Below are 22,122 nucleotides of genomic sequence, written 5' to 3'. Positions count from 1 at the left end.
GAGAACGGAGCGATGAAAGCGGCGATGACGTTCCTGCCGGAAGCCGTTCAGACTCCGGCAAGCGAGTGCGCCAGGCGATGGCTTGCCGGCATCGCGCACGGCGAGGTGCGGGTTTTCAATGCAAGCGCGTCACGCGCAGCATGGCGGGATCGTCGGCATGTTCCAGCAGCAGTCGTCGCACGCGATCCTGCCAGGCCCGCGCGAACGCGGCACGCTGCGCATCGGTGGCGGCCGGCTGCAGCGCGGCAGCCATCAGCCCGCGCAACTGCGGAGCAGGCGGCACGCGCGAGAGGTCCAGTGCCACCGCCACCGTGGCGCCGTTGTCGCGGCGGCTGAAACGGATCGCGTCGCCGGTCGCGGCATCCGCGTAGCCCAGCAGGGCCTGTCGCGCATGGCGGCCACCGATGCCGTGGAAGCCGTTCCCGGCAGCGGCACCGGTGACCAGGGTGAGCACCTGCGCGATCACGCCGGTGACGCCTTCGTCCTCCGGTGCGGGCATCTGCACCGCGATGCCGCCACGCTCGGCCGGCTCGTCCGGGTACAGCGCGCGCAGTGCAGTGCGTGCGGCCAGCCAGGCACCGGCCACGGTGGGGCAGGAGTGGCCGGCGAGGCGCACCGCGTCGAGGTAGCGGTATTCGAGCAGGCCGCCGTCGGCGGCGCCGAGCAGGTCGGCCAGCGGGTCGCGCACCAGGATGCGCGGGGCCTCGTCGAAGAACGCGGGGTGGCCCATCACTCCCCCGGCAGGCCGGTGATGCCGAAGTCGATCACCACCGCGTCGGCATCGCGCTGGCGATAGGTCACCGTGAGGTGCTCGCCGAGGCGCTCGCGCAACTGGGCGATCAGCGGCAGCGGGTCGTGGTCGTTGACGAAGCGCATCGTCTCGCCGGAGCGCAGCGCACCGATCGCGCCGAAGATCGCCGAATGGCGGAAGCGCCGCGCCACGCTGCGGGCGTCGAAGAGGTGGGTGTGCTGGTCGTGGATCGGGTCGATGGTCATGGCGCGGCTCGCGGTCGGGGAAACCGCACGCTACGCCGCATGGGACGGCATGCCACTGACCTGGATCAACCGCGCCCTCAGTCGGCTGCGGCGGCGGCCGCGCGCTGCAGGGTGCGGCGGCGGCCGATCGCCGCATAGGCGCGGGCGAGCAGCGGGATCGCCAGCAGGAAGAAGTTGTTGTTGCCCGGGATGTGCGGTGCGGCCAGCAGCGCGGCGGTGGCCGCCGTGGGCAGGGTCAGCGCACGCCAGCGCAGCGCGTTGGCCTCCTCCGGCGGCACCCCGGCGCGCACCCGCCCGGGCCTGAGCGCGAGCTGGAACAGCAGCCATTGCAGCAGCCCGGCGGCGAGCAGGGTGGCCGAGTAGAACACCTCCGGCACGCGCGCGAGCGGATTGGAGCTCATCAGCGCGGTGGCGAACGGCATGAAGGCGACCACCATCAGCAGCATGCTCGGCCACATCAGCCGGGGCTCGTAGCCGTCCAGCACGCCGAACAGCCGGTGGTGCGCGATCCACAGGGCGCCGACGGTGAGGAAGCTCAGCATGAAGCCCATGAAGCTCGGCAGCAGGTGCCCCAGCGCAGCGAGGTAGGCGGCATCGTCCAGCGTGTCCAGCCGCGGCACGTGCACCTCGATCACCAGCAGCGTGATCGCGATCGCGAACACGGCGTCGGAGAAGGCCTTCAGGCGTTCCAGTTGCCGCATTCCCTGGCTCCTGCGTCGTCCTTCAGAACTTGTAGGCGCGGTGGATCGCCACGATGCCATTGCTGAGGTTGCGCACCTCGACCTTGCCGAAGCCGGCGCGTTCCATCATGCCCTTGAGCGTCTGCTGGTCGGGGTGCTTGCGGATGGATTCGGCGAGGTACCGGTAGCTGTCGGCGTCGCCGGCGAACAGGCGGCCGAGCCTGGGCAGCACCTTGAACGAGTGGAAGTCGTAGAGCTTGTTGAACAGCTCGCTCTGCACGCGCGAGAACTCCAGCACCAGCAGGCGGCCGCCGGGCTTGAGCACGCGGCAGATGTCGGCCAGCGCCTTGTCCTTGTCGGTGACGTTGCGCAGGCCGAAGGCCATGGTCACTGCGTCGAAAGCGTTGTCCGGGAACGGCAGCGCTTCGGCGTTGAGCTGGGCCCAGCGCAGGCCGCCGACCAGGCCGCGGTCGGTGAGGCGGTCGCGGCCGACGCCGAGCATGGCGGCGTTGATGTCGCCCACCACCACTTCGCCCTGCTCGCCCACCACCGGCTTGAGCAGGGCGGCGATGTCGCCGGTGCCGCCGGCGAGGTCCAGCACGCGGTCGCCCTCGCGCACGCCGCTGACCGCCACGAAGTGGCGCTTCCACAGGCGATGGATGCCGAACGACATCAGGTCGTTCATCAGGTCGTAGTTGCGTGCGACCGAGGTGAATACCTCGCCGACCAGCTTCTGCTTGTCGGCGACGGGCACGTCGCGGAAACCGAAATGGGTGGTGGGCTGTTCGTTCATGGCGTCATGCGGCTCGGTGATGGATCGTCACAGCGGCAGGTCGCGCTGCGTGCCTTCGGTTTCCTCGCCCGCGTCCGCGGCGGCATCGGCGGGATGTGCGCGATGGCTCTCGTGCTCGGCGGCCACGTGGCGCTGGTGCAGCTCCGCGCCGGCATCGTCGCCGGCTTCGGCGGGTGCCGCGGGCGTCGCGGGTTCGGCCGCCGGCTCCTCGGTCGCGGCGTCGCGGTCGCCGCCGGGGGTGATCTTGAGGATGGAATGGCGCATCTCGCGCGACAGGATCACCCGCGCGTCGCGCACCATGTCCTCCAGCGCGCTGTCGTAGTCGAGCTTGCCGTTGTCGTCGGTCCACACGATGCGGCGCTCGCGCAGCTTCTGGATGAAGCCGCGGAACAGCGCCTTGTCGAAGAACTCCGGCGCACTGAGCTCGTTGAGCAGGGCGAGGCGCTGCGCGGTGAGCGTGCAGGTGGTTTCCAGCTCGCCGCCGCTGAGCGTGTGCGGACCGTGCTTCACCAGCGCGGCGATCGCGATGTAGTAGCGCTCGAAGGCCTGGATCAGGCTGCGCGCGATCACCTTGAGCTGGAACGCGCCGTCCTCCTGGCCCGGCCCGCGCTCCAGCATGCGGCCGTCGCCGGTGGCCTCGAGCAGGCCGCGGCGCACGAAGAAGTCGATGGTGGCCTGCAGGTGCGTGCCGAAGCCCGCCTCGTCCCAGGCCAGGAACAGCTCGCCCTGCAGGAACGGATAGATGATGCGGCCCAGCCGCTGCACCGAGGCGCGCGACATGCGCCGGTTGTTGAGGAAGCAGCAGGCCACCCACGCGGCGACCGCGACCAGGTGCAGCACGTTGTTGCGGAAGTAGCTGAGCAGCACCGCCTGCTCGCCCTCCACGTCGAGCACGTCGCCCAGCGGATGCTTGATGCGGCGGATCCAGCCCATCTGCTCGCCGTAGGCGATGATGCCGGCCGGGTCCATCGGGGTCAGCGTGATGCGGTCGGAGTAGGGCAGCTCCAGCAGCAGCGACCTGGTGAGTTCCAGCTGCGCCAGCAGGTCGTTCTCGGCCATCGCGTGCTTGGGCGTGGCCAGCAGGGAGAGCGCGAGCAGGTTGATCGGATTGACGTCGGCGGCGCGGTTGACGTTGACCTGGATCTTCTCGGCCAACTGGTCGATCACGCCGCTCAGCCATTCGGGGCGGGTGTCCGGGTCGCCGCTGGCGCTGCGCCAGTCGGCGCTGGCCGCGTCCAGCAGCGGGGTGAGCTCGATCGGCTCGCCGAAGTTCAGCGCCACGTGGCCGTAGCGCTGGCGCAACACCTTGAGGCCCTTGAGCAGGCCGAGCAGGGATTCCTTCTCCTTGGCCTGGCCGCTGAGCTCGCCCGCGTAGCTCTTGCCCTCCATCAGCTTCTCGTAGCCGATGTACACCGGCTGGAACAGCACCGGCCGGCGCGGCGCGCGCAGGAAGGCGCGTACCGTCATCACCAGCATGCCGGCGCGCGGCGCGAGCAGGCGGCCGGTGCGCGAGCGGCCGCCCTCGATGAAGTACTCCATCGGCACGCCGCGGTCGATCAGCTGCGCCATGTACTCGTTGAAGATCACCGAGTACAGCGCGTTGCCCTTGAACGTGCGGCGCATGAAGAACGCGCCGCCGCGGCGCAGGATCGGCCCGATCACCGGCAGGTTGAGGTTGATGCCCGCCGCGATGTGCGGCGGCACCACGCCGGACATGTGCAGCTGGTAGCTCAGCAGCAGGTAGTCGGTATGGCTGCGGTGGCTGGGCACGTACACCACTTCGTAGCCCGGCGCCGCGGCGCGGGCCTTGTCGAAGTGGTGCATCGCGATGCCGTCGTACAGCTTGTTCCAGAAGTTCGACAGCAGCAGCGACACCGAACGCACCACCGGGTGCGAGTAGTCGGCGGCGATCTCCAGCATCATCTTCTGTGCGCGGCGCCAGGCCTTGGCCTCGCTGATCTTCTCCTTCGCCGCGGTGGCGGCGATCGCCGCGCGCACGGGTTCGGCGCGCAGCACGTCGTCCACCACGGTGCGCCGGTGCGACAGGTCGGGGCCGATCACCGCGGCGCGGATGCGGTGGAAGTGGGTGCGCAGCACGCGCGCCAGCTTGCGCGCGAAGCGGGGCGGCGGCAGCTCGCCGGATTCGGCCAGCACCTCGCGCAGCGACACCGGCGCGGAGAAGTGCACCACGGTGTCGCGACCGTTCAGCAGCAGCGCCAGCAGGCGGCGGAAGCGGCCCACCATTACCCAGTTCTCGGAGAACAGCACGCTGAACCAGCCGGAGTCGCGGTTCGGCGCGCGGCCCACGTAGATCGACACCGGCACGATCTGGATGTCGCGGTCGGGCATCCCTTCCAGCGAATGCACCAGCTGGCCCAGCGGTCCGTTCGGCGCGCGGTGGCGCTTGCGGCCGAACAGCCAGCCGTCGCGGCGCATCAGCGCGAACACCGAGCGCCGGCGCCGCGTGCCGGCCAGCGGCTGCAACGGGCCGGGCAGGCCGGCCTCGCGGCAGGCGCGGTCGAGGATCAGCGCGTCGGAGAAGCCGTCGCGCTCGATCACGTAGCAGACCGGCACGCCGGCCTTGAGCAGGGTCGTCGGCTCGGCCGGGTCGCGGCGGATGCGCACCCAGGGCAGCAGCAGCTGCCCGGCCAGGTGGAACCACCAGGGGGTGCGGCGTCGGGGGGAGTCGGCAGTGGAGATGTTCTGCATCCGCCTATTCTAGTGGCTTGCCCGGGGAACCATGCTCGGGCGTGTGGTGGTGGTGCACTGGGCCCGGGTCTCCGCCCGGGGAGAGGATCGGGGGCACGCGAGATGGCCTGTCCTTTCCCGGGCACTCCACCGCCACGGAGGAAGGAGAGTCAGTTTTTCGGGGCGGCGCTGGCGGCGGACGCCGGAAGCGCCGTCAATGCCGTGCTGCCGGTCGCGGCCGGCTGCTGCAGGCGTTCGTGCGCCTCGTGCACGTTGCGGATCAGCGATTCGTTGTACCAGCGGCCGCCCTGCTGCACCAGGGTGGATTCGGCGGACAGCGGCTTGCCGAGCAGGGTGTAGTCGATCTTCACCACCGCGCGGCCGTCCTTGCTGGGGAGGGTGCTGAGCTTGACCGAATCCAGCGCCTCGTCCACCGACAGGCCGTAGATCGCCAACAGCCGCTTGAGGCCGGCGTAGCCGGTGGCGTACTTCGCCATCGCCGCGTCGAAGTCCATCGAGCGCAGTTGCTCCGGGCTCTTGAGGTCGAGCTTGCGCGCGGTGGCCACCACCACGCCCACGGCCTGCTTCGCCCTGGCCTGGTCGAACCACGGCGCCTGCTGCGCCCACGGCACCAGCACGTCGAGCAACTGGTTCGCCTGGGTCTTCTGCGCGCTGTCCAGGTTCTGGTTCTGCGCCACGCCGTTCTTCAGCAGGGCGGCGCCCACGCTGATCATCACCGGCAACTGGTCCTTGTACTGCTGTTCCATCTGGCCGAGCTTGGGCTGCAGTTCGGCGTAGAGCTTGGTCTCGGCGTCCGGGGCGGTGAGCTTCTGCACGGCCTCGTCGAATTTTGCCTTGTCCGCGGCGCTGACCGGGGGCTGCTCCGCCGCGTGGCGGCTCCAGTCCGCGCGCAGGGTGGCGTAGTCGGCCGGCGGCAGGGCGTGCTTCCACAGGCCGCCGAAGTCGCCGGCCTTGAGCAGGTCGATCGAGCCCTGCACGGCCGCTTCCGGGCTGCTGCCGCCGGCCTGCGCAGCTTCGTCGTGGTGGCAGGCGGCCAGCGCCAGCACGGCGAGCAGGGGCAGCAGGATGTGGCGGAGGGAGCGGAAACGCATGGGCAGATCTCGCGATGCAGGGAGAGGGCGCGCCGACCGCGCAATGACGGGTCAGGGTAAGTGGCGTTGCAAGGGGGGACAAGGGTCGTCCGCAGAAACCTGCGGGCACCGCAATGAAAACCCCCGGCATCGGTGCCGCCCGTTTGACGTCCGCGATCCAGAATGGTCGCAAAGGATGCCGTAACGAAAAGTGCGGCCATGCATGGCCGCTCCTGATGATCTTCGCGATCCGGGTCGATCGCGAAGACAAAGAAAACCCCGCGGGGCGGGCCTCGCGGGGCAATCCGGCTGAGCCGGAAGGGAAATGGCCTTGCCTGCGGAAACTGGAGGTCAGCAGCAGGTAGGCGCGGCAGATATTACTTGGTCGTTAAACCTAAGGCAATACTTTTGTTATTTTCGCTAACTACATGTTTTTATTCAGTTGTAGCGTAGTGCATCCAGCTTCTTTTGCCGCCGCTCCGCCGGCGGAGCACTCCAGTCGTTGTTGAACAGCGCCGGCTCCCACGAGCCATAAGTGGGGTTGGGCAACACGAACCAGCGCGTGCCGATCCAGCCCAGGTAGCCGTCGATGGCCTGCCTGCGGCCCGCCTCGGTGTTGGCGACGACATCGACGAAATCGCCCAGCTGGTCACCGAACTGCATCAGCACGCGGTACCGGCGGCTCACCCGCTGGCGGCGGCAACCCTTCTCGGTGCCCGCCTGCTCGCAGCCCGGCACCACCGTGCCCAGGCCCAGGAAGGCGTCGGGGCCGGATACCGGGAAGCCCAGCTTGCGCAGGTTCGCCAGCGTCGCGGTGTCCAGGTCGGTAGCACGGTTGGAGAGATAGATCACCGCGATGCCGTGTTCGGCGGCGAATTGCGCGAAGGCCAGCGCGCCGGGCATGGCGCGGGCGCGTTCCTCCTTGCACCACGCCGCCCAGCTGGCCTCGTCGTACTGGCCGCCGTTCTTCACCAGGCGGGCCTGGTAGGGCTGTCCAGCACGGTCTCGTCGATGTCCAGCACCACCGCGGGCGGCAGGCCGGCGGCGGGTACCGCGCGATCCTCCTTCGCCAGGGCGTCCCACTGCGGGTCATGCAAGGCGGCCAGCAGATGTGATCGGGCGTCACGATAGGCCTGCAGGTAGATCAGGTCGTGCTCGATCGCGGTCTGTGTCCACACCACTGCATCGAGGTTGTCGTTGGCGGTTGCCACGGGCGTGGCGGCGGGGTGCGGTGGCGTGGCGGCGCAGCCGGTGAGCAGGGCGAGCGTGGCCAGGGCCAGCGGCAGCTGAAGTCGCATGAGGAAGGCATCTCCGGGGAGGGCGGCGAGTCTTGCAGGATTTTACGGCAGGGATGTGACCGGGGCTGGCTGTGCTTGTCGCCGGCTGACAGACTGGCGGTCATGCCCCTACCGCCGGAGACCGCATGAACGATCCGACGTCCACTGCTCCCCGCATCGGTTCGCCCGCCATCCGCATTGCCAGCTATGTGCTGGCGGGAATGGCGCTATGGCTGGTGCTTCAACTGCACCTGCTCGCCGCCCTGCTGGCAGGCCTGCTGGTGTACGAGCTGGTGCAGGCGGCGGTGCCGCTGCTGGGCCGGCGCATCTCCGGCGACCGGGCGCGCGTGGTGGTGGTGGCCGTGCTGGGCGCGGTCGTGGTGGGCCTGTTGCTGCTGCTCATCCTCGGTGCGATCAGCTTCTTCCGCAGCGAGCTGGGCAACCCCGAGCTGCTGTGGCAGCAGCAGTTGATGCCGCTGGTGGAGAAAGCGCGCCAGCAACTGCCGGCGATGCTGGTCGACCACCTGCCGGACAGCGTGGACGACCTGCGCGACGGCGTGGTCGAACTGGCGCGCAAGCATGCGGTGACCCTGCAAATGGCGGGCAAGGAGGCGGCGCGCGCGTTCGTGCACATCCTGATCGGCCTGGTGCTGGGCGCCATCGTGGCGCTCAGCCGCACCCGTCCGGCACACCAGGTGGGGCCGCTGGCGGCGGCGCTGGGCCAGCGTTGCCAGCGGCTGGCTGGCGCGTTCCACGACATCGTGTTCGCGCAGATCAAGATCTCGCTGGTCAACACCGTGCTCACCGCGATCTTCCTGCTCGGCGTGCTGCCGCTGCTGGGCATCCATGTGCCGCTGTCGAAGACCCTGGTGGCGGCCACCTTCATCGTCGGCCTGCTGCCGGTGGTCGGCAACCTGCTCTCCAATACCGCGATCACCATCGCCGCGCTGTCGGTGTCGCTGGGCGTGGGCATCGCCGCGCTGGGCTTCCTGATACTGATCCACAAGCTGGAGTACTTCCTCAACGCGCGCATCGTGGGCTCGCAAATCCATGCGCGGGCGTGGGAGCTGCTGATCGCCATGCTGCTGCTGGAGGCCGCCTTCGGCCTGCCCGGCGTGATCGCCGCGCCGGTCTATTACGCCTATCTCAAGGGGGAGCTGGAGATGCAGCGCCTTATTTGATCTGGCTCGGCTGGCGGTCCTTCCCGGGTAAATCGCAACATCTTGATGCGCATTAAAAAACGATAAAAATGTAGAAGGATTGTTGTTGCCTCGTTAAAACTTGTGTAAAACAGCGGCGACTGCACACGCTTGAAAGCGTCGGCCAGTGGGGACTGGAGCGATCACGCGTCGGAACATCCGATGCGTTTGTGCAGATTCCCGGGGCTTCGCGCCGGGTTCGTTGCCTTGCACACCAGGGAGTTCAAGATAATGATCAAGTCGAAACTGGCCGTCGCCGTGGTCGCGGCTCTCGCATTTGGCTCTGCCGCTGTCCACGCACAGGACACCCAGACCTCCACGTCGACCACACAGCCGCAGAGCCAAAACACCGATCAGGCGCCCAATGCCAAGAACGCCAAGAAGTTGCAGGCGGTCACGGTCACCGGCTCGCTGATCCCGCAGACCCAGATCGAGACCGCCACCCCGGTCATCACGATCACTGCCGACCAGATGAAAGCACGCGGTTTCGCCACCGTGGCGCAGGCGCTGCAGCAGGCCTCGTTCGCCACCGGCAGCGTGCAGGGCATGCAGGACACCAATTCCTTCACCACCAATGCCGAGACGCTGAGCATGTTCGGCTTGCCGGTGGGCTTCGTGAAGTACCTGGTGGATGGTCGCCCGATGGGCAGCTTCCCGGGCCTGTACAACGGCAGCGATACCTTCAACAGCATCAGCGGCATCCCGATGGATCTGGTCGACCACATCGACATCCTGCCGGGCGGCCAGTCTTCGCTGTACGGCTCGGACGCGATCGCGGGCGTAATCAACATCGTGCTGAAGAAGCACGTGGACGCGCCCACGCTCGACGTGCGTTACGGCTGGACCGCCGATGGCGGTGGCGCCAACCGTCGTGTCAGCTTTGCCGACAGCTTCACGCTGGGCAAGTGGACCTCGCTGTACGGCGTGCAGTTCGAGAACGATTCCCCGATGTGGCGTCGTGACCGCAGCATCACGAGCACCTTCAACACGCATGGCACCAGCCCGGAAACGGCGTCGCGTGACTACCTGGTGCTGACCGCCTATTCGAACGATGGCACCGCCCCGGGCTACCAGCTCATGGATCCGGACAACTGTGCCAACGTGTCCAGCCAGTGGGGTGGCACCGAGACCAAGCAGTACCGCAAGGGTAGCGGGTATTACTGCGGTTCCATGGACACCCCCGGCGTGGGCACACTGCAGCTCGCCACCAAGCAGGCCAATGCCTACACGCACAACACGTTCGACGTGAACGACAATGTGCAGCTGTACGGCGACTTGCTCTACAACTACTCGGAAAAGAAATCCACCAACGGCTCCAGCACCACGTGGTGGGGCACCAGCGTGGCAACTACGCAGGGTGCCGGCTATTTCTGGGATCCCACCGTGCATGGCGGCAGCCTGATGCTGCTGCAGCATGCCTTCTCGCCCGAGGAGGTGGGCGGGTACCGCAATATCATGAGCAAGGAATACGAGAACTCCTACATGCTCACGCTGGGCGCGCGCGGCACCTTCGGCCAGTCCAACTGGGACTACGACCTGGGCTTCACCCATTCCGACGACCAGCTGATCGACCGCAGCTTCCAGCGGCTGGCCGGCCCGATGGAGGCGTATTTCTCCAAGCACGTGCTGGGTCCGCAGCTGGGCACGTATTCCGGTTATCCGGTGTTCGAGCCGAACTATGCTGCCTTGTACAACCCGGTGTCGCAGGCAGACTTCAAGAGCTTCACCGGCTATTCCACCAGCCACGCCAAGACCTGGGACAACATGGTCCGCGGCCAGCTGACCAACGCCTCGCTGTTCTCCCTGCCGGGTGGCGACGCCGGTGTGGCCGTGGTGCTTGAAGGCGGCAACCAGGGCTGGGATTCCTCGCCGGATCCGCGACTGATGCAGAACGTCACGATCGACTACGGCAACGGCTTCACCTACGACACGCCGTACTACTGGGGCACCAGCGCCACGCCGGGTGCCGGCCACCGCTCGCGCTGGGCGGCCACTACCGAGTTGAAGTTCCCCTTGCTGCAGCAGCTGACCCTGGATGTTTCGGGTCGCTACGACAGCTACGCCGTGGGGGGAACTACCGTCAGCCACGGCACCTACAACCTGGGCTTGGAGTACCGCCCGTTCGACACCTTGCTGCTGCGTGGCCGCTATGGCACCGCGTTCAAGGTGCCCACGCTGTCCGACGAGTTCCAGCGTCCCAGCAACTACTACAATGGCGTGACCGATTACCTGAACTGCGGCCGCCTCGGCTATAGCGGCGACAATATCGACGCTTGCCCGAGCCCATACAACAGCACGCAGTACAAGGGCACCACCTTCGGCAACCCCGGTTTGAAGCCGATCACGGCCACGGTATGGACCTATGGCGTGGTGTGGGCGCCGGTCGAGCGCATGTCGGTCAGCGTGGATTACCTGCACTGGGACATCAACAACGAAGTTGCCCAGGTGGGTGCCGACACGCTGTCGAACACGGAGTACCTGTGCGACATCAAGACGATCGACCCGAACTCGACCACCTGTTCCACGGCCTTCAACCTGATTACGCGAGGCCCCGGCAAGACCGTCAATGGCGTGCCGTTGCTGGGCCAGATCATGGGCATCACCACGAACAAGATGAACGTGGCGAACGAGCAGGTCAACGCGATCAACGCGAGCTTCAATTACGGCATGGATGCCGGTGGATTCGGCAAGCTGGTATGGGCGGCCACCTACTCGGACCTGCTCAAGCACACCTACCAGGACTACCCGCTTGATCCCAAGATCGACCTGCTGCGCCATCCAGGCTGGAGTACCGACTTCAAGAGCAAGGCGAACGCCTCGCTGACCTGGCTCAAGGGCGATTGGAGCACCACGCTGTATGTCAATCGTTACGGCCAGACGCCGAACTACCTGGCCAGCCAGCTCGACAACTACACGGACAAGGGCACCGGCAAGCTGGGCGCGTGGATCCTGTGGAACGCCAGCGTGACCTATAACCCGATCAAGAACCTGGCGCTCTCGTTGCAGATCCAGAACGTGTTCAACAAGATGCCGCCGGTGGACAACAGCTACCCGGGTACCACGTGGGGTCCCTACAACTCGGACAACTACAATCCCTTCGGTCGCGCGTTCTTCCTGGAGGCGAACTACAAGTTCGGCCAAGGCTTCGGCAGCTGATGCCTGATGCCACGATCGCCTGACCGACGGCCCCGCTTCGGTGGGGCCGTTTTTTTCATGGGCACGTGGGGCAGGGGCGCCGCTCAGACCGGCAGTTCGATGCCTTGCCTGGAGAGCACGTCGCGCAGCCTGCCCAACTGCGGCTCGTACTTGCGCCAGCGCTGCAATGCGCTGCGATAGACCGGTCCGCGCACTTGCACCGCACTGGCGGTGTTCACGGGGGCGGCGTTCTGCTCGAAACGCAGGCAGTCGTCGTGCCAGGGCAGTCCGCAGAAGTCCAGCAGCTGGCGCGAGCCGGCTTCCTGACTCTCCACGAGATCCTCGTACCGCACTTCCAGGATGCGACCCGGGAAGGCGCGCTGCCAGTGCGAAATCAGGCAGTCGAACAGCGCGTAATAACGGCCGGTGTCATCCAGATCGAAGGAGTAGGCGTAATAGGGCGACTGCGGGGCGAACAGCTGGCGGAAATTGCTGAGGCAGGTGTCCAGCGGATCACGGCGCAGGCAGATGATCTTTGCGTTCGGCAGGGCGCGGGCGATCCACCCCGCATACAGGAAGTTGTGTGGCAGCTTGTCGATGAAGCGCGGCGTTTGGCCGGTGGCCGGTCGGGTGCTGGCCAGGTAATCCGCGCCCACGGCGGCCCAGTCCAGTTCGCGTGCGCGGCCGATGGTGTCGGCGTCGAGCAGCAGTGGCGTGCGGCTGCCCGAGGCGCGCTTCAGCGCCACGCCGAAATTCATAAGCTCGCCGGCCGAGTGCACGTCGGGGTGGCTGGAGATGATGCGCTCCACCAGGGTGGTTCCACTGCGCGGCATGCCGATCACGAAGATCGGTTCATTCGAGGGGCAGCCGGGCACGGCGGCCTGCGGCACCGGGAATGCCGCGGTGATGGCCGCGAACAGCGCTTCGTCGTGCTCGATGCGATAGCCGCGACCCTTGCCGGCGGCGGCCTTGCCTTGCATGTAATGCGTGAAGGCGGCCGGGTAGTCCGCGCAATCCTCGCGTTCCTTGGCCAGCGCCATATGCAGATAAGTCTGCGCTTCCAGGTCGTCATCATGGCCGGTCAGCAGGGCTTCCATGCGCGCGATGTGATTGCTGTCAGCCGTTTGCATGTGGAGTTGCGCCAAGGTGAGGTGCGCCTTCCACCAACGTGGTTCGATGCGAATGCAGGTCTCCAGTTCCATCTCGGCGGCATCGAGCTCGCCTACCGCCACCAGGGCGGTGGCGAGATTGAAGCGGTACGGCGCATGGTCGGGCTTGAGTGCCACTGCGCGGCGAAAGGCCTCGGCGGCTTCGGCATGGGCATGGGTCTGGGTGTAGACCACGCCCAGCGTATCCAGCGTGGCGGCATCGGCCACCGCCACCACCGCCATCGCGCGGTTCGCCGCCTCGCGCGCCTCGTGCATCATCTTGACCAGGACCAGCGCCTTGGCGAACTGCACGGCGAAGTCCGGTCGACGCGGCTCCAGGTCCGTGGCGATATGCAGGTGGGTGAGCGCCATCGGCATGTTCTGCAGCTCCATCTCGGCCACGCCGGAGATGTAGCGCAGCAGCGGGTGTTGCGGCATGTCGGGCAGCAGCTGGTTGGCCAGCATCCGGGTGCCCGGCCAGTCGCGCTGGTTGAAGGCTTGGCTGAGTCGGGTGAGCAGCGCGTTGGTGTCGATCATTGGAGCGGGATGGTCGGCGCGAAAAGGCAACGTTACCGCGAGTGGGGCGCCTGCGGCGAGCCGATTCAGGTCGCCGGTTCGATCCCGTTCTCGCGCAGCAGAGTGCGCAAGGGCTCCAGCTCCCGTTCGTAGCGATGCCAGCGGCCTACCGAGGAACGGAACAGCGGCTGGCGTACCTGCAGGCTGCTGGCGGTGGCCACCGGTGCGGCGTTGCGTTCGAAGTGCAGGCAGGCGTCGTGCCAGCCCAGGCCGCAATGCGCGAGCAGGCGGCGCGTCTCGGCTTCCTGGTTTTCGACCAAAGCTTCGTAGCGCAGTTCGAGGATGCGGTCGGGCAATACCCGGCGCCAATGCGCCATCAGCCGGTCGAACATGACGTAGTAGCGCCCGGCGTCGAGCAGATCGAACGTGTGGTGGTAGTAGGGCAACTTTTCCGCGAACAGCTGGCGGAAATTGCCAAGGCAGGTGTCCAGCGGATTGCGGCGCAGGCAGACCAGCTTCGCGTTCGGCAACGCATGGGCAATGAACCCCGCATAGAGGAAGTTGAACGGGAACTTGTCGACGAAGCATGGCGCATGCCCGGTGCCGGGGCGTGTGCTGGCGAGATAGTCCGCCCCCAGGCGTCGCCAGTCGAGTTCGCGAGTCCTGGCGGCCGCGTCGGGATCAAGCCAGAACGGCGACGGGCTGTTCCAGACGCGGCGCAGTGCCATGCCAAAGTTCTGCAGTTCGCCTGCGGCATGCACGTCGGGGTGGCTGGACAGGATTCGCTCCACCAGGGTGGTGCCGCTGCGTGGCAGGCCGAACACGAAGATCGGTTCCGCGGTGGGTTCGCCCGGCGCAAATGCAGACGGTTCGGGAAATGCCCGCTCCATCGCGGCGAAGATCGCGGCATCCTGTTCCGGTGCATAGTCGATCGTTTCGCGACCTGCAGCATTGCCCTGCGCGTAGTGCGCGAAGGCTTGCGGATATTCACCGAGATCCTCGTGCTCCTTGGCCAATGCGAAATGCAGGCACAGGCGCGCCTCACGATTGCCGGCATGTTGCGCCAGCAATGCCTGCAGGCGAGACAGGTGTTGTGTGGCCGGTGTCTGCCGGCGCAGGTTCGACAAGGCCAGGTGGGCGCGCCAGAACAGTGGATCGCGCACCAGACATGCCTCGATCTCGCGCTCCGCATTCGCGATGTCGCCGACGTGCGTGAGCGCGGCGGCCAGGTTGTAGTGGTGGGAAGGCTGCGCAGGATCAAGCGACGCGGCCTGCCGGAATGCATCTGCCGCGGCGGCGTGAGCGAGCGATTCCGCATAGACGCTGCCGAGCAGATCCAGCGTCCGGGCATCGTGCGGGCCCAGCATCATCGCCCGGTCGGCGGCCGCTTTCGCCGCACTGTCCAGCCGTGCCATGGCGAGTGCGCGTGCATAGTGCACGGTGAATTCGGCGCGTGTGGCATCCAGTTCGGTGGCTTGGCGCAGGTGATTCAGTGCGTGCGGCAGGTCATGCAGTTCCAAGCACGCGATGCCGACAAGGTAATGTACCCCGGCATGCCGTGCGGCCAGAGGCAGCAGCGGGGCGGCGAGTGCACGCACGCTTGGCCAGTCATGCCGGTTGAACGCGGCGACAAGCTGCGTATAGAGCTGTCCCGGATCGGTCATGGCTCCTGGGTTTCGTGGCGATCGATCGGGTGAATACGATAGGCCATCGTTGCAGGGCAGTGTCGCGGAACCGGCGTTTCGTCGAGGCACGGCATCCGCGCGCGAGTCACCGCGATCGTACCGGCGAGGCGCTTCAATGCGCGACCCCGATGCCTGCGCCGGCCAACAGCCGGCGCAGGTCGCGCAGCTGGGGTTCGTAGTGTCGCCAGTGGCCGATCGCGCGCTGGTAGATCGGCGTGCGCACTTGCCAGGCGTTGGGCGTGTTCACCGGCGCGGTGTTGCTCTCCGAGCGCAGGCAGGCGTCGTCCCAGGGCAGTTCGCAGAAGGCCAGCAGTTCGCGCGTGGTGGCTTCGGTGTTTTCCACCAGCGCTTCGTACTGCACCTCGTGGATGCGGCCCGGCAACACCTTGCGCCAGTGCGCCAGCAGGCGATGGAACTGGATGGTGTAGCGGCCGATGTCGTCGAGGTTGAAGGAATAGTCGTAGAACCCCGATGATCGTTCGAACAGGTGGCGGAAGTTGCCGATGCAGGTGTCCAGCGGGTCGCGGCGCAGGCAGACGATCTTCGCGTTCGGCAGCGCGCGGGCGATCCACCCGGCGTAGAGGAAGTTGTGCGGCATCTTGTCGATGAAGCGGGGCGTTTCGCCGCTCACCGGCCGCGTGCTGGCGAGGTAGGCCGCGCCGAGTTGCCGCCAGTCGATGTGGCGGGTGCGCGCGACCAGATCCGTTTCGCCCAGCAGGGCGGCGGAGCGGCCGGAAGCCCGTTGCAGCAGCGTCGGGAAGTTCTGCAGCTCGCCGGCGGAACGCACGTCGGGGTGGCTGGAGAGGATGCGGTCCAGCAGGGTGGTGCCGGTGCGCGGCATGCCGATGACGAAGATCGGCTCGCGCGTGGGATCGCCCGCGGCGGTGTCCGTGTCGGCGCCGGGAAAGGCGCGGATCAGCGCGTCGAACATCGCTTCGTCGCGCGTGAACGTGTAGGGACGCATGCGCCGGCCGGCCGCCTTGCCGCGGGTGTAGTACTCGAAGGCGGCCGGGTAATCGGCGAGGTCGTCGCATTCCTTGCCCAGCGCGATGTTGAGCAGGAGCTGGGCGCCGGGGTCGTCGCCGTGGTGCTGCAACAGCTCGTACATCCGCACGATGTGATTGTGTTCCGCGGTCTGCCGCTGCAGCTGGGCGAGCAGCAGGTGCGCGTACCAGCGGTGCGGTTCGAGCCGGATGCAGGCTTCCAGCTCCTGCTCGGCGCCTTCGGTGTCGCCTAGCGAATTCAGTGCATAGGCGAGGTTGAGGCGGGTGATCGCCGCCTCGGGCGACAGCGCCACGGCGCGGCGGAACGCGTTGGCCGACTGCATCAGGGCGTTGGCCTGCCGGTAGACCATGCCGAGCGTGTCCAGGATCTGCGCGTCGCCGGGCGACAAGGTCATCGCACGATCCGCGACCAGCCGCGCATCGCGGAACCGGCGCGTCAGCGCCAGCGCCTTCGCGTATTGCGCGACGTAGTCGGCGCGACGCGGTTCCAGATGGGTGGCCTTCTGCAGGTGCTCCAGCGCCTTCGGCATCTGCTGCCACTGTTGCGTCTGCATGCAGGCCACGCCGACCATGAAATGCACGCGCGCGTCGTTCGGTGCAACGGTCAGCAACTGGACGGCACGCTGCTGCACGCGCGACCAGTCGTTCTGGTTGAAGGCGGCGACGAGCTTGGTGTAAGCCCGGGTCGAGTCGATCACGGTATTCCCCCTGGCACCGGGGCAGACAGGCAACCGGCGACCGTTCACACAATGAAAGGCACGCGCCCGCTCGTCAACTAGCCGCCCGCCAGCATCGCCTTGATCCGCGCCATGTGCGATTCGGCGGTTTCGCGCACCGCCTCCTTGTCCGCCTCGGGGTCCTTGCCCTGCCAGTGCAGGTCGGCCTGCGGCAGTTCGTGCAGGAAGCGGCTGGGCTGGTTGCTGTGCACTTCGCCGTAGCGCTTGGTCTTGGCCGACCACGAGAGCGTCAGCAGTTCCTTGGCGCGGGTGATGCCCACGTACATCAGCCGGCGCTCCTCGTCGATGCGGCCCTCGTCGATCGCGCCGTCGTGCGGCAGGGTGCCGTCCTCGCAACCGACGATGAAGACGAAGCGGAACTCCAGGCCCTTGGCGGCGTGCAGCGTCATCATGCGTACCGCGTTGCCGGGATCGTCGCGGTCGGCGTGGCTGAGCAGGGCGAGCTGCGAGGCGAGGTCGCCGGCACTGTTGCCGCCCTTCTGCATCGCGCGGAACCAGTCGGCGAGTTCGGCGAGGTTGCCGAGCTTGCGTTCGCGCACGCTGGCGTCGGGCGTCGCCGCGGCGAGCTGGGCCGCGTAGCCGGTGCGCTTCAGGAGGCGTTCGACCAGATCCGCCGCGCTCTCGTGCAGCGAGGCGCTGCGCAACTCGTCGAGCAGGTCGGAGAACGCGGCCAGCGCCGCAGCGGGGCGTGGCGTGAGCTGGCGCAGCACGCCGTCGCTGCGGCTGGCTTCCAGCAGCGAGCAGTGCTTCGATTGTGCGAGCTGGCCCAGCTTTTCCAGCGTGGTGGCGCCGATCTCGCGCTTGGGTACGTTCACCACGCGCAGGAAGGCGGCGTCGTCGCTGGGGTTGGCGAGCAGGCGCAGGTAGCAGAGCACGTCCTTCACCTCGGCGCGGTCGAGGAAGCTCAATGCGCCGGTGAGGTGGTAGGGCACGCGCGCCAGCCGCAGCGCCTTTTCCAGCGGGCGCGCCTGGAAGTTGCCGCGGTAGAGGATGGCGATGTCATGCCAGCGCGCCTTGTTCTTCTCGGCCAGGGTGGCGGCGAGCGCGGCGATCTTCTCGGCCTCGTGCTCGGCCTCCTTGCACTCCAGCACGCGGATCGGCGCGCCTTCCGGGTGCTCGCTCCACAGCTTCTTTTCGTGCAGGTGCGGGTTGTTGGCGATCAGCGCGTTGGCCGCGCGCAGGATGCGCTTGCCGCAGCGGTAGTTCTGCTCCAGCTTGATCACGCGCAGGTCGGGCCAGTCGCGGCCGAGCTGGTCGATGTTCTCGGGATTGGCGCCGCGCCAGGCGTAGATGCTCTGGTCGTCGTCGCCCACGCAGGTGATGCCGCCGCGTTCGCCGGTCAGCGCCTTGAGCAGGCGGTACTGCGCGTCGTTGGTGTCCTGGTATTCGTCCACCAGCAGGTAGCGCAGGCGCTCGCGCCATGCGTCGCGGCACTCGGCGTCGCTCTCCAGGATGCGCAGCGGCAGCCGGATCAGGTCGTCGAAGTCCACCGCGTTGAAGGCGGCGAGGCGCGCCTCGTACAGCTCGTAGATCGTCGCGGCCTCCAGCTCGCGCGGACTGCGCGCGGCGGCCAGCGCTTCTTCCGGCGACAGGCCGGCGTTCTTGGCGCGGCCCAGCAGGTTGCGCAGGTTGAACAGCACGTCGGGCCTGGCGCCCTTGGGCGCAAGCTCCTTGACGATGCCGTCGCTGTCGTCCGCGTCCAGTACCGAGAAGCCGCGGCGCAGGCCGGCGCGTGCGTGTTCGATCTGCAGGAATTTCAGCCCCAGGGCGTGGAAGGTGCACACGGTGAGCGCGGCGGCGTCTTCGGCGGACACCAGCTTGCCCACACGCTCGCGCATCTCGCGCGCGGCCTTGTTGGTGAAGGTGATCGCGGCGATTTTCGCGGACGGCAGCTTCCGCCGCTGGATCAGGTGCGCGATCTTCTGCGTGATCACGCTGGTCTTGCCCGAGCCGGCGCCAGCGAGCACCAGCAGTGGCGTATCGCAGTGTTCGACGGCGGCCAGTTGTTGCGGGTTGAGCATGGATCGAGGCGATGCGTGAGCGGCGGACGATGGTAGCAGAGCGGGCACGCGGGCCCGGTCCGGTCATAATCGGAAGGGCGAATCGCCAGGGTGACGAGGTATCCGAGGAGCGGCATGAGGGATCGGCTGAGGGAAAGGGACATCGAGCAGTGCGACGTGGCAGTGATCGGCGGTGGCCCTGCCGGCAGCACCGCGGCGACGCGGCTGGCGCGGCAGGGACACAAGGTGATCGTGCTGGAGAAGGAGCACCACCCGCGCTTCCACATCGGCGAGTCGCTGCTGCCGATGAACCTGCCGGTGTTCGAGCGGCTGGGCGTGCTGGAGAAGGTGCGCGCGCTGGGCGTGTACAAGGCCGGCGCCGATTTCGAGGCGGACAACCCGCGCGGCTACAACACCTATGCGTTCAGCGAGGTGGTGGGGCAAAGCCCGCCGCATGCCTTCCAGGTGTGGCGGCAGGACTTCGACAAGATGCTGTTCGAGCACGCGCGCGGGGCCGGTGCGGATGCGCGCGAAGGGCACGAGGTGCTGCGCGTGGAACAGGTGGGCGCGCGAGAGACGTGGCTGGACGTGCGTGGCGGCGATGGCCGGGAATACCGCGTGCAGGCGCGCTACGTGGTCGATGCCAGCGGCCGCGATACCTTCCTCGCCGGCCGCAGGAAGCTCAAGCGCAGGAACCGGCAGCACCAGAGCGCGGCGATCTTCGGCCACTTCCGCAGCGTGCAGCGGCGCGAAGGCGGCGACGCGGGCAACATCAGCATCTACAGCTTCGAGCACGGCTGGATGTGGCTGATCCCGCTGCCCGACGGCATGACCAGCGTGGGTGCGGTGTGCCGGCCGGCATACCTCAAGCGGCGCCAGGGGCCTGCGGCGGATTTCCTGATGGCGACGCTGCGCGCCAATCCCGCGCTGGCGCAGCGGATGGAGCACGCCGAACTGATCGACGGCCGCACGCATGCCACCGGCAACTACGCCTACGACTCCACCTGCATGGGCGGGCCGGGCTGGGTGCTGGTGGGCGACGCGTTCGCCTTCCTCGATCCGGTGTTCTCCTCTGGCGTGTACCTGGCGATGAGTGGCGCCGAGCGGGCCGCCGCTGTGGTCGATCAGGCCCTGCGCGAGCCGCGCAGCGAGATGCGCCTGCTGCGCGCGCTGGAGAAACGCCAGCGCAAGGGCATGCGCCGCTTCGCGTTCTTCATCTACCGCTTCAACGGCCCGGCGATGCAGTGGCTGTTCCGCCACCCGAGCCGCAAGTGGAAGATGGAGCAGGGCGTTACCTCGATGCTGGCCGGCGACGTGTTCGACAACTTCGCCGTGTGGTGGCGCCTGCAGGTGTTCCGCCTGATCTACCTGGCCTGCGTGCTGCGCGACCGCCGCGGCTGGCTGGCCGAACGCCGCCTGCGGCTGGCGCAGACGAAGGAACGCTTCACCGGCGGCACCTTGCCGGTGGACGAAGCCTGACGCGGTAACATCGCCACCATGGCCAAGCTCTATTTCTATTACTCGGCGATGAACGCCGGCAAGACCACCACGCTGCTGCAGAGCGCGTACAACTACCGCGAGCGCGGCATGCGCACGCTCATCCTCACGCCGGCGCTGGACAACCGCTACGGCGAAGGCGTGGTGGCCTCGCGCATCGGCCTGAAGGCGGACGCGCGGCGCTTCGCCGGCGGCGAGAACCTGCTCGCCCTGGTCGAGGCCGACATCGCCGCGCACGGCACGCTCCACTGCGTGTTCGTGGACGAGGCGCAGTTCCTCACCCGCGCGCAAGTGTGGCAGCTCTCCGACGTGGTGGACCGGCTGCGCGTGCCGGTGCTGGCCTACGGCCTGCGCACCGACTTCCGCGGCGAGCTGTTCGAGGGCAGCCGCTACCTGCTGGCCTGGGCCGACGAGCTGCAGGAGATCAAGACCATCTGCCACAGCGGCAGCAAGGCCACCATGGTGGTGCGCGTGGACGAGCAGGGCCGCGCGGTCACCGATGGCCCGCAGGTTGAGATCGGCGGCAACGACCGTTATGTCTCGGTGAGCCGCGCCGAGTTCAAGAAGGTCACCGAAGGCCACGGCCGCATCGAGCTGCAGCAGAGCGTGCTGCCGCTTCAAAATCCGCGGGACGCGGGTCCTGAAAACCAGTAACGGGCTTTGGCGCCGTCCTGCATTGAATGCTTCCACCATGAATCGCCCTCCGCTCCCAGGCAACCCGATGACCGAAGCACCCCGAATCCCCGAGTGGCCGCGCCCCTACTGGCAGCCAGGTGCCGACGAGGACGCACTGCTGCAGTTCTACGTGTTCGGCAAGTTCGAGCGCGAGCTGGTGATCCCGGCGATGCGCTACGGCAGCCCGGGCCTGCCGGGGGGCGTGGATCTGCGGCGTTTCCAGAACCTCGAATTGCGCAAGTGGGAGGGTTATCCGCTGGCCGGAACGCTGGGCGGGATCATGCGCGACGAGGCGCCCGCGACCTACGAGCAGGCGCGCATCGCGCCCGAGGTGCTGGTGGTGCGCGGCCAGCTGAAGGACGGCCCCAGCCTCGACTACCTGCGCGACACGCTGGGCGTGCTCGCCGCCCTGCTCGACATCGGTGGCCGTGTGATCCTCGACCCGCAGATCATGGGCCTGTCCGACGCCGCGGCGTGGCGCGAGCGCTACCTGGTGCCGGGTGGCGCTCCGCCGCGCAACCACGTGCTGATCCTGCGCAGCGACGAGGCCGACGGCAGCGGCCGCTCCTGGGTGCACACGCGGGGCATGCGCAAGTTCGGCCGCCCCGATCTCAGCTTCCGCCGGATACCCGCGCACGAACTGGATCGCGCCGGCGTGCTGTGCGAGAAGCTGGTGGAGATGCAGGTGCTGGGCACCCGCTTCGCCGCCGGCCAGGCGCTGGAAGTGGAGGGGATGGAGCAGGCGCTGGTCGCGCAGCCGGGCGGCAGCCTGGACGATCCCGAGTTCAACAACCTGCACGTGGAATTCCGCTGGCCGTTCTGAGCGGCGTTGCCACGCGCGCACGAAGAGAGGGCGGCCGTTGGCCGCCCTCTCCGCACATGCTAAGGAAGGTCTGATCAATCGACTTCTTGCTCGTCATTCCTGCGGAAGCAGGAATCCAGCGCCTTGGTGTTCAATGGCTTGCAGGCACTGGATCCGAGCTTTCGCTGGGATGACGAGG

General features: G+C 67.6%; 15 protein-coding genes and 1 pseudogene. 5 read left to right on the top strand and 11 right to left on the bottom strand.

Annotated features, from left to right (window positions below; all coding sequences use genetic code 11):
- Window positions 1-115: 115 nt before the first annotated feature.
- The 7 genes and pseudogenes from ABQJ56_RS01105 to ABQJ56_RS01075 form a co-directional block, all read right to left on the bottom strand.
- Window positions 116-730 carry a hypothetical protein gene (locus ABQJ56_RS01105; RefSeq protein ID WP_367843141.1) on the bottom strand — a complete coding sequence of 205 codons (615 nt, stop codon included), beginning with the start codon at window positions 728-730 and terminating at the stop codon, window positions 116-118.
- Window positions 730-996: a DUF2249 domain-containing protein gene (locus ABQJ56_RS01100; RefSeq protein WP_367843140.1), complete on the bottom strand. Its 267-nt coding sequence runs from the start codon at window positions 994-996 to the stop codon at window positions 730-732. The genes ABQJ56_RS01105 and ABQJ56_RS01100 overlap by 1 nt, the downstream gene beginning before the upstream one ends.
- Window positions 997-1,073: 77 nt before the next feature.
- Window positions 1,074-1,697: a TMEM175 family protein gene (locus ABQJ56_RS01095; RefSeq protein WP_367843139.1), complete on the bottom strand. Its 624-nt coding sequence runs from the start codon at window positions 1,695-1,697 to the stop codon at window positions 1,074-1,076.
- 22 nt (window positions 1,698-1,719) lie between these two features.
- Window positions 1,720-2,469: a bifunctional demethylmenaquinone methyltransferase/2-methoxy-6-polyprenyl-1,4-benzoquinol methylase UbiE gene (ubiE, locus tag ABQJ56_RS01090; protein ID WP_367843138.1), complete on the bottom strand. Its 750-nt coding sequence runs from the start codon at window positions 2,467-2,469 to the stop codon at window positions 1,720-1,722.
- A gap of 27 nt (window positions 2,470-2,496) precedes the next feature.
- Window positions 2,497-5,178 (bottom strand): glycerol-3-phosphate 1-O-acyltransferase PlsB, encoded by a 2,682-nt coding sequence (gene plsB / locus ABQJ56_RS01085; protein ID WP_367843137.1) that lies wholly within the window; start codon window positions 5,176-5,178, stop codon window positions 2,497-2,499.
- Window positions 5,179-5,327: 149 nt separating this feature from the next.
- Entirely contained in the window at window positions 5,328-6,269 is a 942-nt protein-coding gene (locus ABQJ56_RS01080; protein ID WP_367843136.1) for a hypothetical protein, read from the bottom strand.
- Window positions 6,270-6,686: 417 nt separating this feature from the next.
- Window positions 6,687-7,546, bottom strand: a pseudogene (locus ABQJ56_RS01075) (5'-nucleotidase, lipoprotein e(P4) family).
- 125 nt (window positions 7,547-7,671) lie between these two features.
- Here ABQJ56_RS01075 and ABQJ56_RS01070 point away from each other — a divergent pair.
- Both ABQJ56_RS01070 and ABQJ56_RS01065 read left to right on the top strand, forming a co-directional pair.
- Entirely contained in the window at window positions 7,672-8,706 is a 1,035-nt protein-coding gene (locus tag ABQJ56_RS01070) for an AI-2E family transporter (protein ID WP_367843135.1), read from the top strand.
- Window positions 8,707-8,955: 249 nt separating this feature from the next.
- Entirely contained in the window at window positions 8,956-11,880 is a 2,925-nt protein-coding gene (locus ABQJ56_RS01065) for a TonB-dependent receptor domain-containing protein (RefSeq protein ID WP_367843134.1), read from the top strand.
- A gap of 83 nt (window positions 11,881-11,963) precedes the next feature.
- Here the strand turns inward: ABQJ56_RS01065 and ABQJ56_RS01060 are convergent, their stop codons facing one another.
- The 4 genes from ABQJ56_RS01060 to ABQJ56_RS01045 form a co-directional block, all read right to left on the bottom strand.
- The gene (locus ABQJ56_RS01060; protein WP_367843133.1) at window positions 11,964-13,544 is read right to left on the bottom strand and encodes a tetratricopeptide repeat-containing sulfotransferase family protein; all 1,581 of its coding nucleotides are present in this window, start codon (window positions 13,542-13,544) and stop codon (window positions 11,964-11,966) included.
- 65 nt (window positions 13,545-13,609) lie between these two features.
- Window positions 13,610-15,187, bottom strand: a complete 1,578-nt coding sequence (locus ABQJ56_RS01055; RefSeq protein ID WP_367843132.1) for a tetratricopeptide repeat-containing sulfotransferase family protein — start codon at window positions 15,185-15,187, stop codon at window positions 13,610-13,612.
- A 133-nt stretch (window positions 15,188-15,320) separates the two neighbouring features.
- The gene (locus ABQJ56_RS01050) at window positions 15,321-16,910 is read right to left on the bottom strand and encodes a tetratricopeptide repeat-containing sulfotransferase family protein (protein WP_367843131.1); all 1,590 of its coding nucleotides are present in this window, start codon (window positions 16,908-16,910) and stop codon (window positions 15,321-15,323) included.
- Window positions 16,911-16,987: 77 nt separating this feature from the next.
- On the bottom strand, window positions 16,988-18,970 hold the full coding sequence (locus tag ABQJ56_RS01045) for a UvrD-helicase domain-containing protein (RefSeq protein ID WP_367843130.1): 1,983 nt from the start codon (window positions 18,968-18,970) through the stop codon (window positions 16,988-16,990).
- A 114-nt stretch (window positions 18,971-19,084) separates the two neighbouring features.
- Here ABQJ56_RS01045 and ABQJ56_RS01040 point away from each other — a divergent pair, with 114 nt between their 5' ends.
- From ABQJ56_RS01040 to ABQJ56_RS01030, 3 genes are all read left to right on the top strand, one after another.
- Complete coding sequence (locus tag ABQJ56_RS01040) at window positions 19,085-20,428, top strand: NAD(P)/FAD-dependent oxidoreductase (RefSeq protein ID WP_367843129.1); 1,344 nt, start codon at window positions 19,085-19,087, stop codon at window positions 20,426-20,428.
- A gap of 18 nt (window positions 20,429-20,446) precedes the next feature.
- Window positions 20,447-21,100: a thymidine kinase gene (locus ABQJ56_RS01035; RefSeq protein WP_367843128.1), complete on the top strand. Its 654-nt coding sequence runs from the start codon at window positions 20,447-20,449 to the stop codon at window positions 21,098-21,100.
- Between the two features lie 67 nt (window positions 21,101-21,167).
- Window positions 21,168-21,944, top strand: a complete 777-nt coding sequence (locus ABQJ56_RS01030) for a hypothetical protein (RefSeq protein WP_367843127.1) — start codon at window positions 21,168-21,170, stop codon at window positions 21,942-21,944.
- Window positions 21,945-22,122: the final 178 nt, after the last annotated feature.

The sequence above is a fragment of the Rhodanobacter geophilus genome (assembly GCF_040812275.1).
In the GTDB taxonomy this organism is placed as follows: domain Bacteria; phylum Pseudomonadota; class Gammaproteobacteria; order Xanthomonadales; family Rhodanobacteraceae; genus Rhodanobacter_A; species Rhodanobacter_A geophilus.
This window is presented reverse-complemented; position numbering and strand designations above follow the sequence as displayed.

What these genes read in the sequence shown, in the direction of transcription:
- ABQJ56_RS01105 (WP_367843141.1), bottom strand. Translation starts at nt 730, where the DNA reads ATGGGCCACCCCGCGTTCTTCGACGAGGCCCCGCGCATCCTGGTGCGC.
- ABQJ56_RS01100 (WP_367843140.1), bottom strand. Translation starts at nt 996, where the DNA reads ATGACCATCGACCCGATCCACGACCAGCACACCCACCTCTTCGACGCC.
- ABQJ56_RS01095 (WP_367843139.1), bottom strand. Translation starts at nt 1,697, where the DNA reads ATGCGGCAACTGGAACGCCTGAAGGCCTTCTCCGACGCCGTGTTCGCG.
- ubiE (WP_367843138.1), bottom strand. Translation starts at nt 2,469, where the DNA reads ATGAACGAACAGCCCACCACCCATTTCGGTTTCCGCGACGTGCCCGTC.
- plsB (WP_367843137.1), bottom strand. Translation starts at nt 5,178, where the DNA reads ATGCAGAACATCTCCACTGCCGACTCCCCCCGACGCCGCACCCCCTGG.
- ABQJ56_RS01080 (WP_367843136.1), bottom strand. Translation starts at nt 6,269, where the DNA reads ATGCGTTTCCGCTCCCTCCGCCACATCCTGCTGCCCCTGCTCGCCGTG.
- ABQJ56_RS01070 (WP_367843135.1), top strand. Translation starts at nt 7,672, where the DNA reads ATGAACGATCCGACGTCCACTGCTCCCCGCATCGGTTCGCCCGCCATC.
- ABQJ56_RS01065 (WP_367843134.1), top strand. Translation starts at nt 8,956, where the DNA reads ATGATCAAGTCGAAACTGGCCGTCGCCGTGGTCGCGGCTCTCGCATTT.
- ABQJ56_RS01060 (WP_367843133.1), bottom strand. Translation starts at nt 13,544, where the DNA reads ATGATCGACACCAACGCGCTGCTCACCCGACTCAGCCAAGCCTTCAAC.
- ABQJ56_RS01055 (WP_367843132.1), bottom strand. Translation starts at nt 15,187, where the DNA reads ATGACCGATCCGGGACAGCTCTATACGCAGCTTGTCGCCGCGTTCAAC.
- ABQJ56_RS01045 (WP_367843130.1), bottom strand. Translation starts at nt 18,970, where the DNA reads ATGCTCAACCCGCAACAACTGGCCGCCGTCGAACACTGCGATACGCCA.
- ABQJ56_RS01040 (WP_367843129.1), top strand. Translation starts at nt 19,085, where the DNA reads ATGAGGGATCGGCTGAGGGAAAGGGACATCGAGCAGTGCGACGTGGCA.
- ABQJ56_RS01035 (WP_367843128.1), top strand. Translation starts at nt 20,447, where the DNA reads ATGGCCAAGCTCTATTTCTATTACTCGGCGATGAACGCCGGCAAGACC.
- ABQJ56_RS01030 (WP_367843127.1), top strand. Translation starts at nt 21,168, where the DNA reads ATGACCGAAGCACCCCGAATCCCCGAGTGGCCGCGCCCCTACTGGCAG.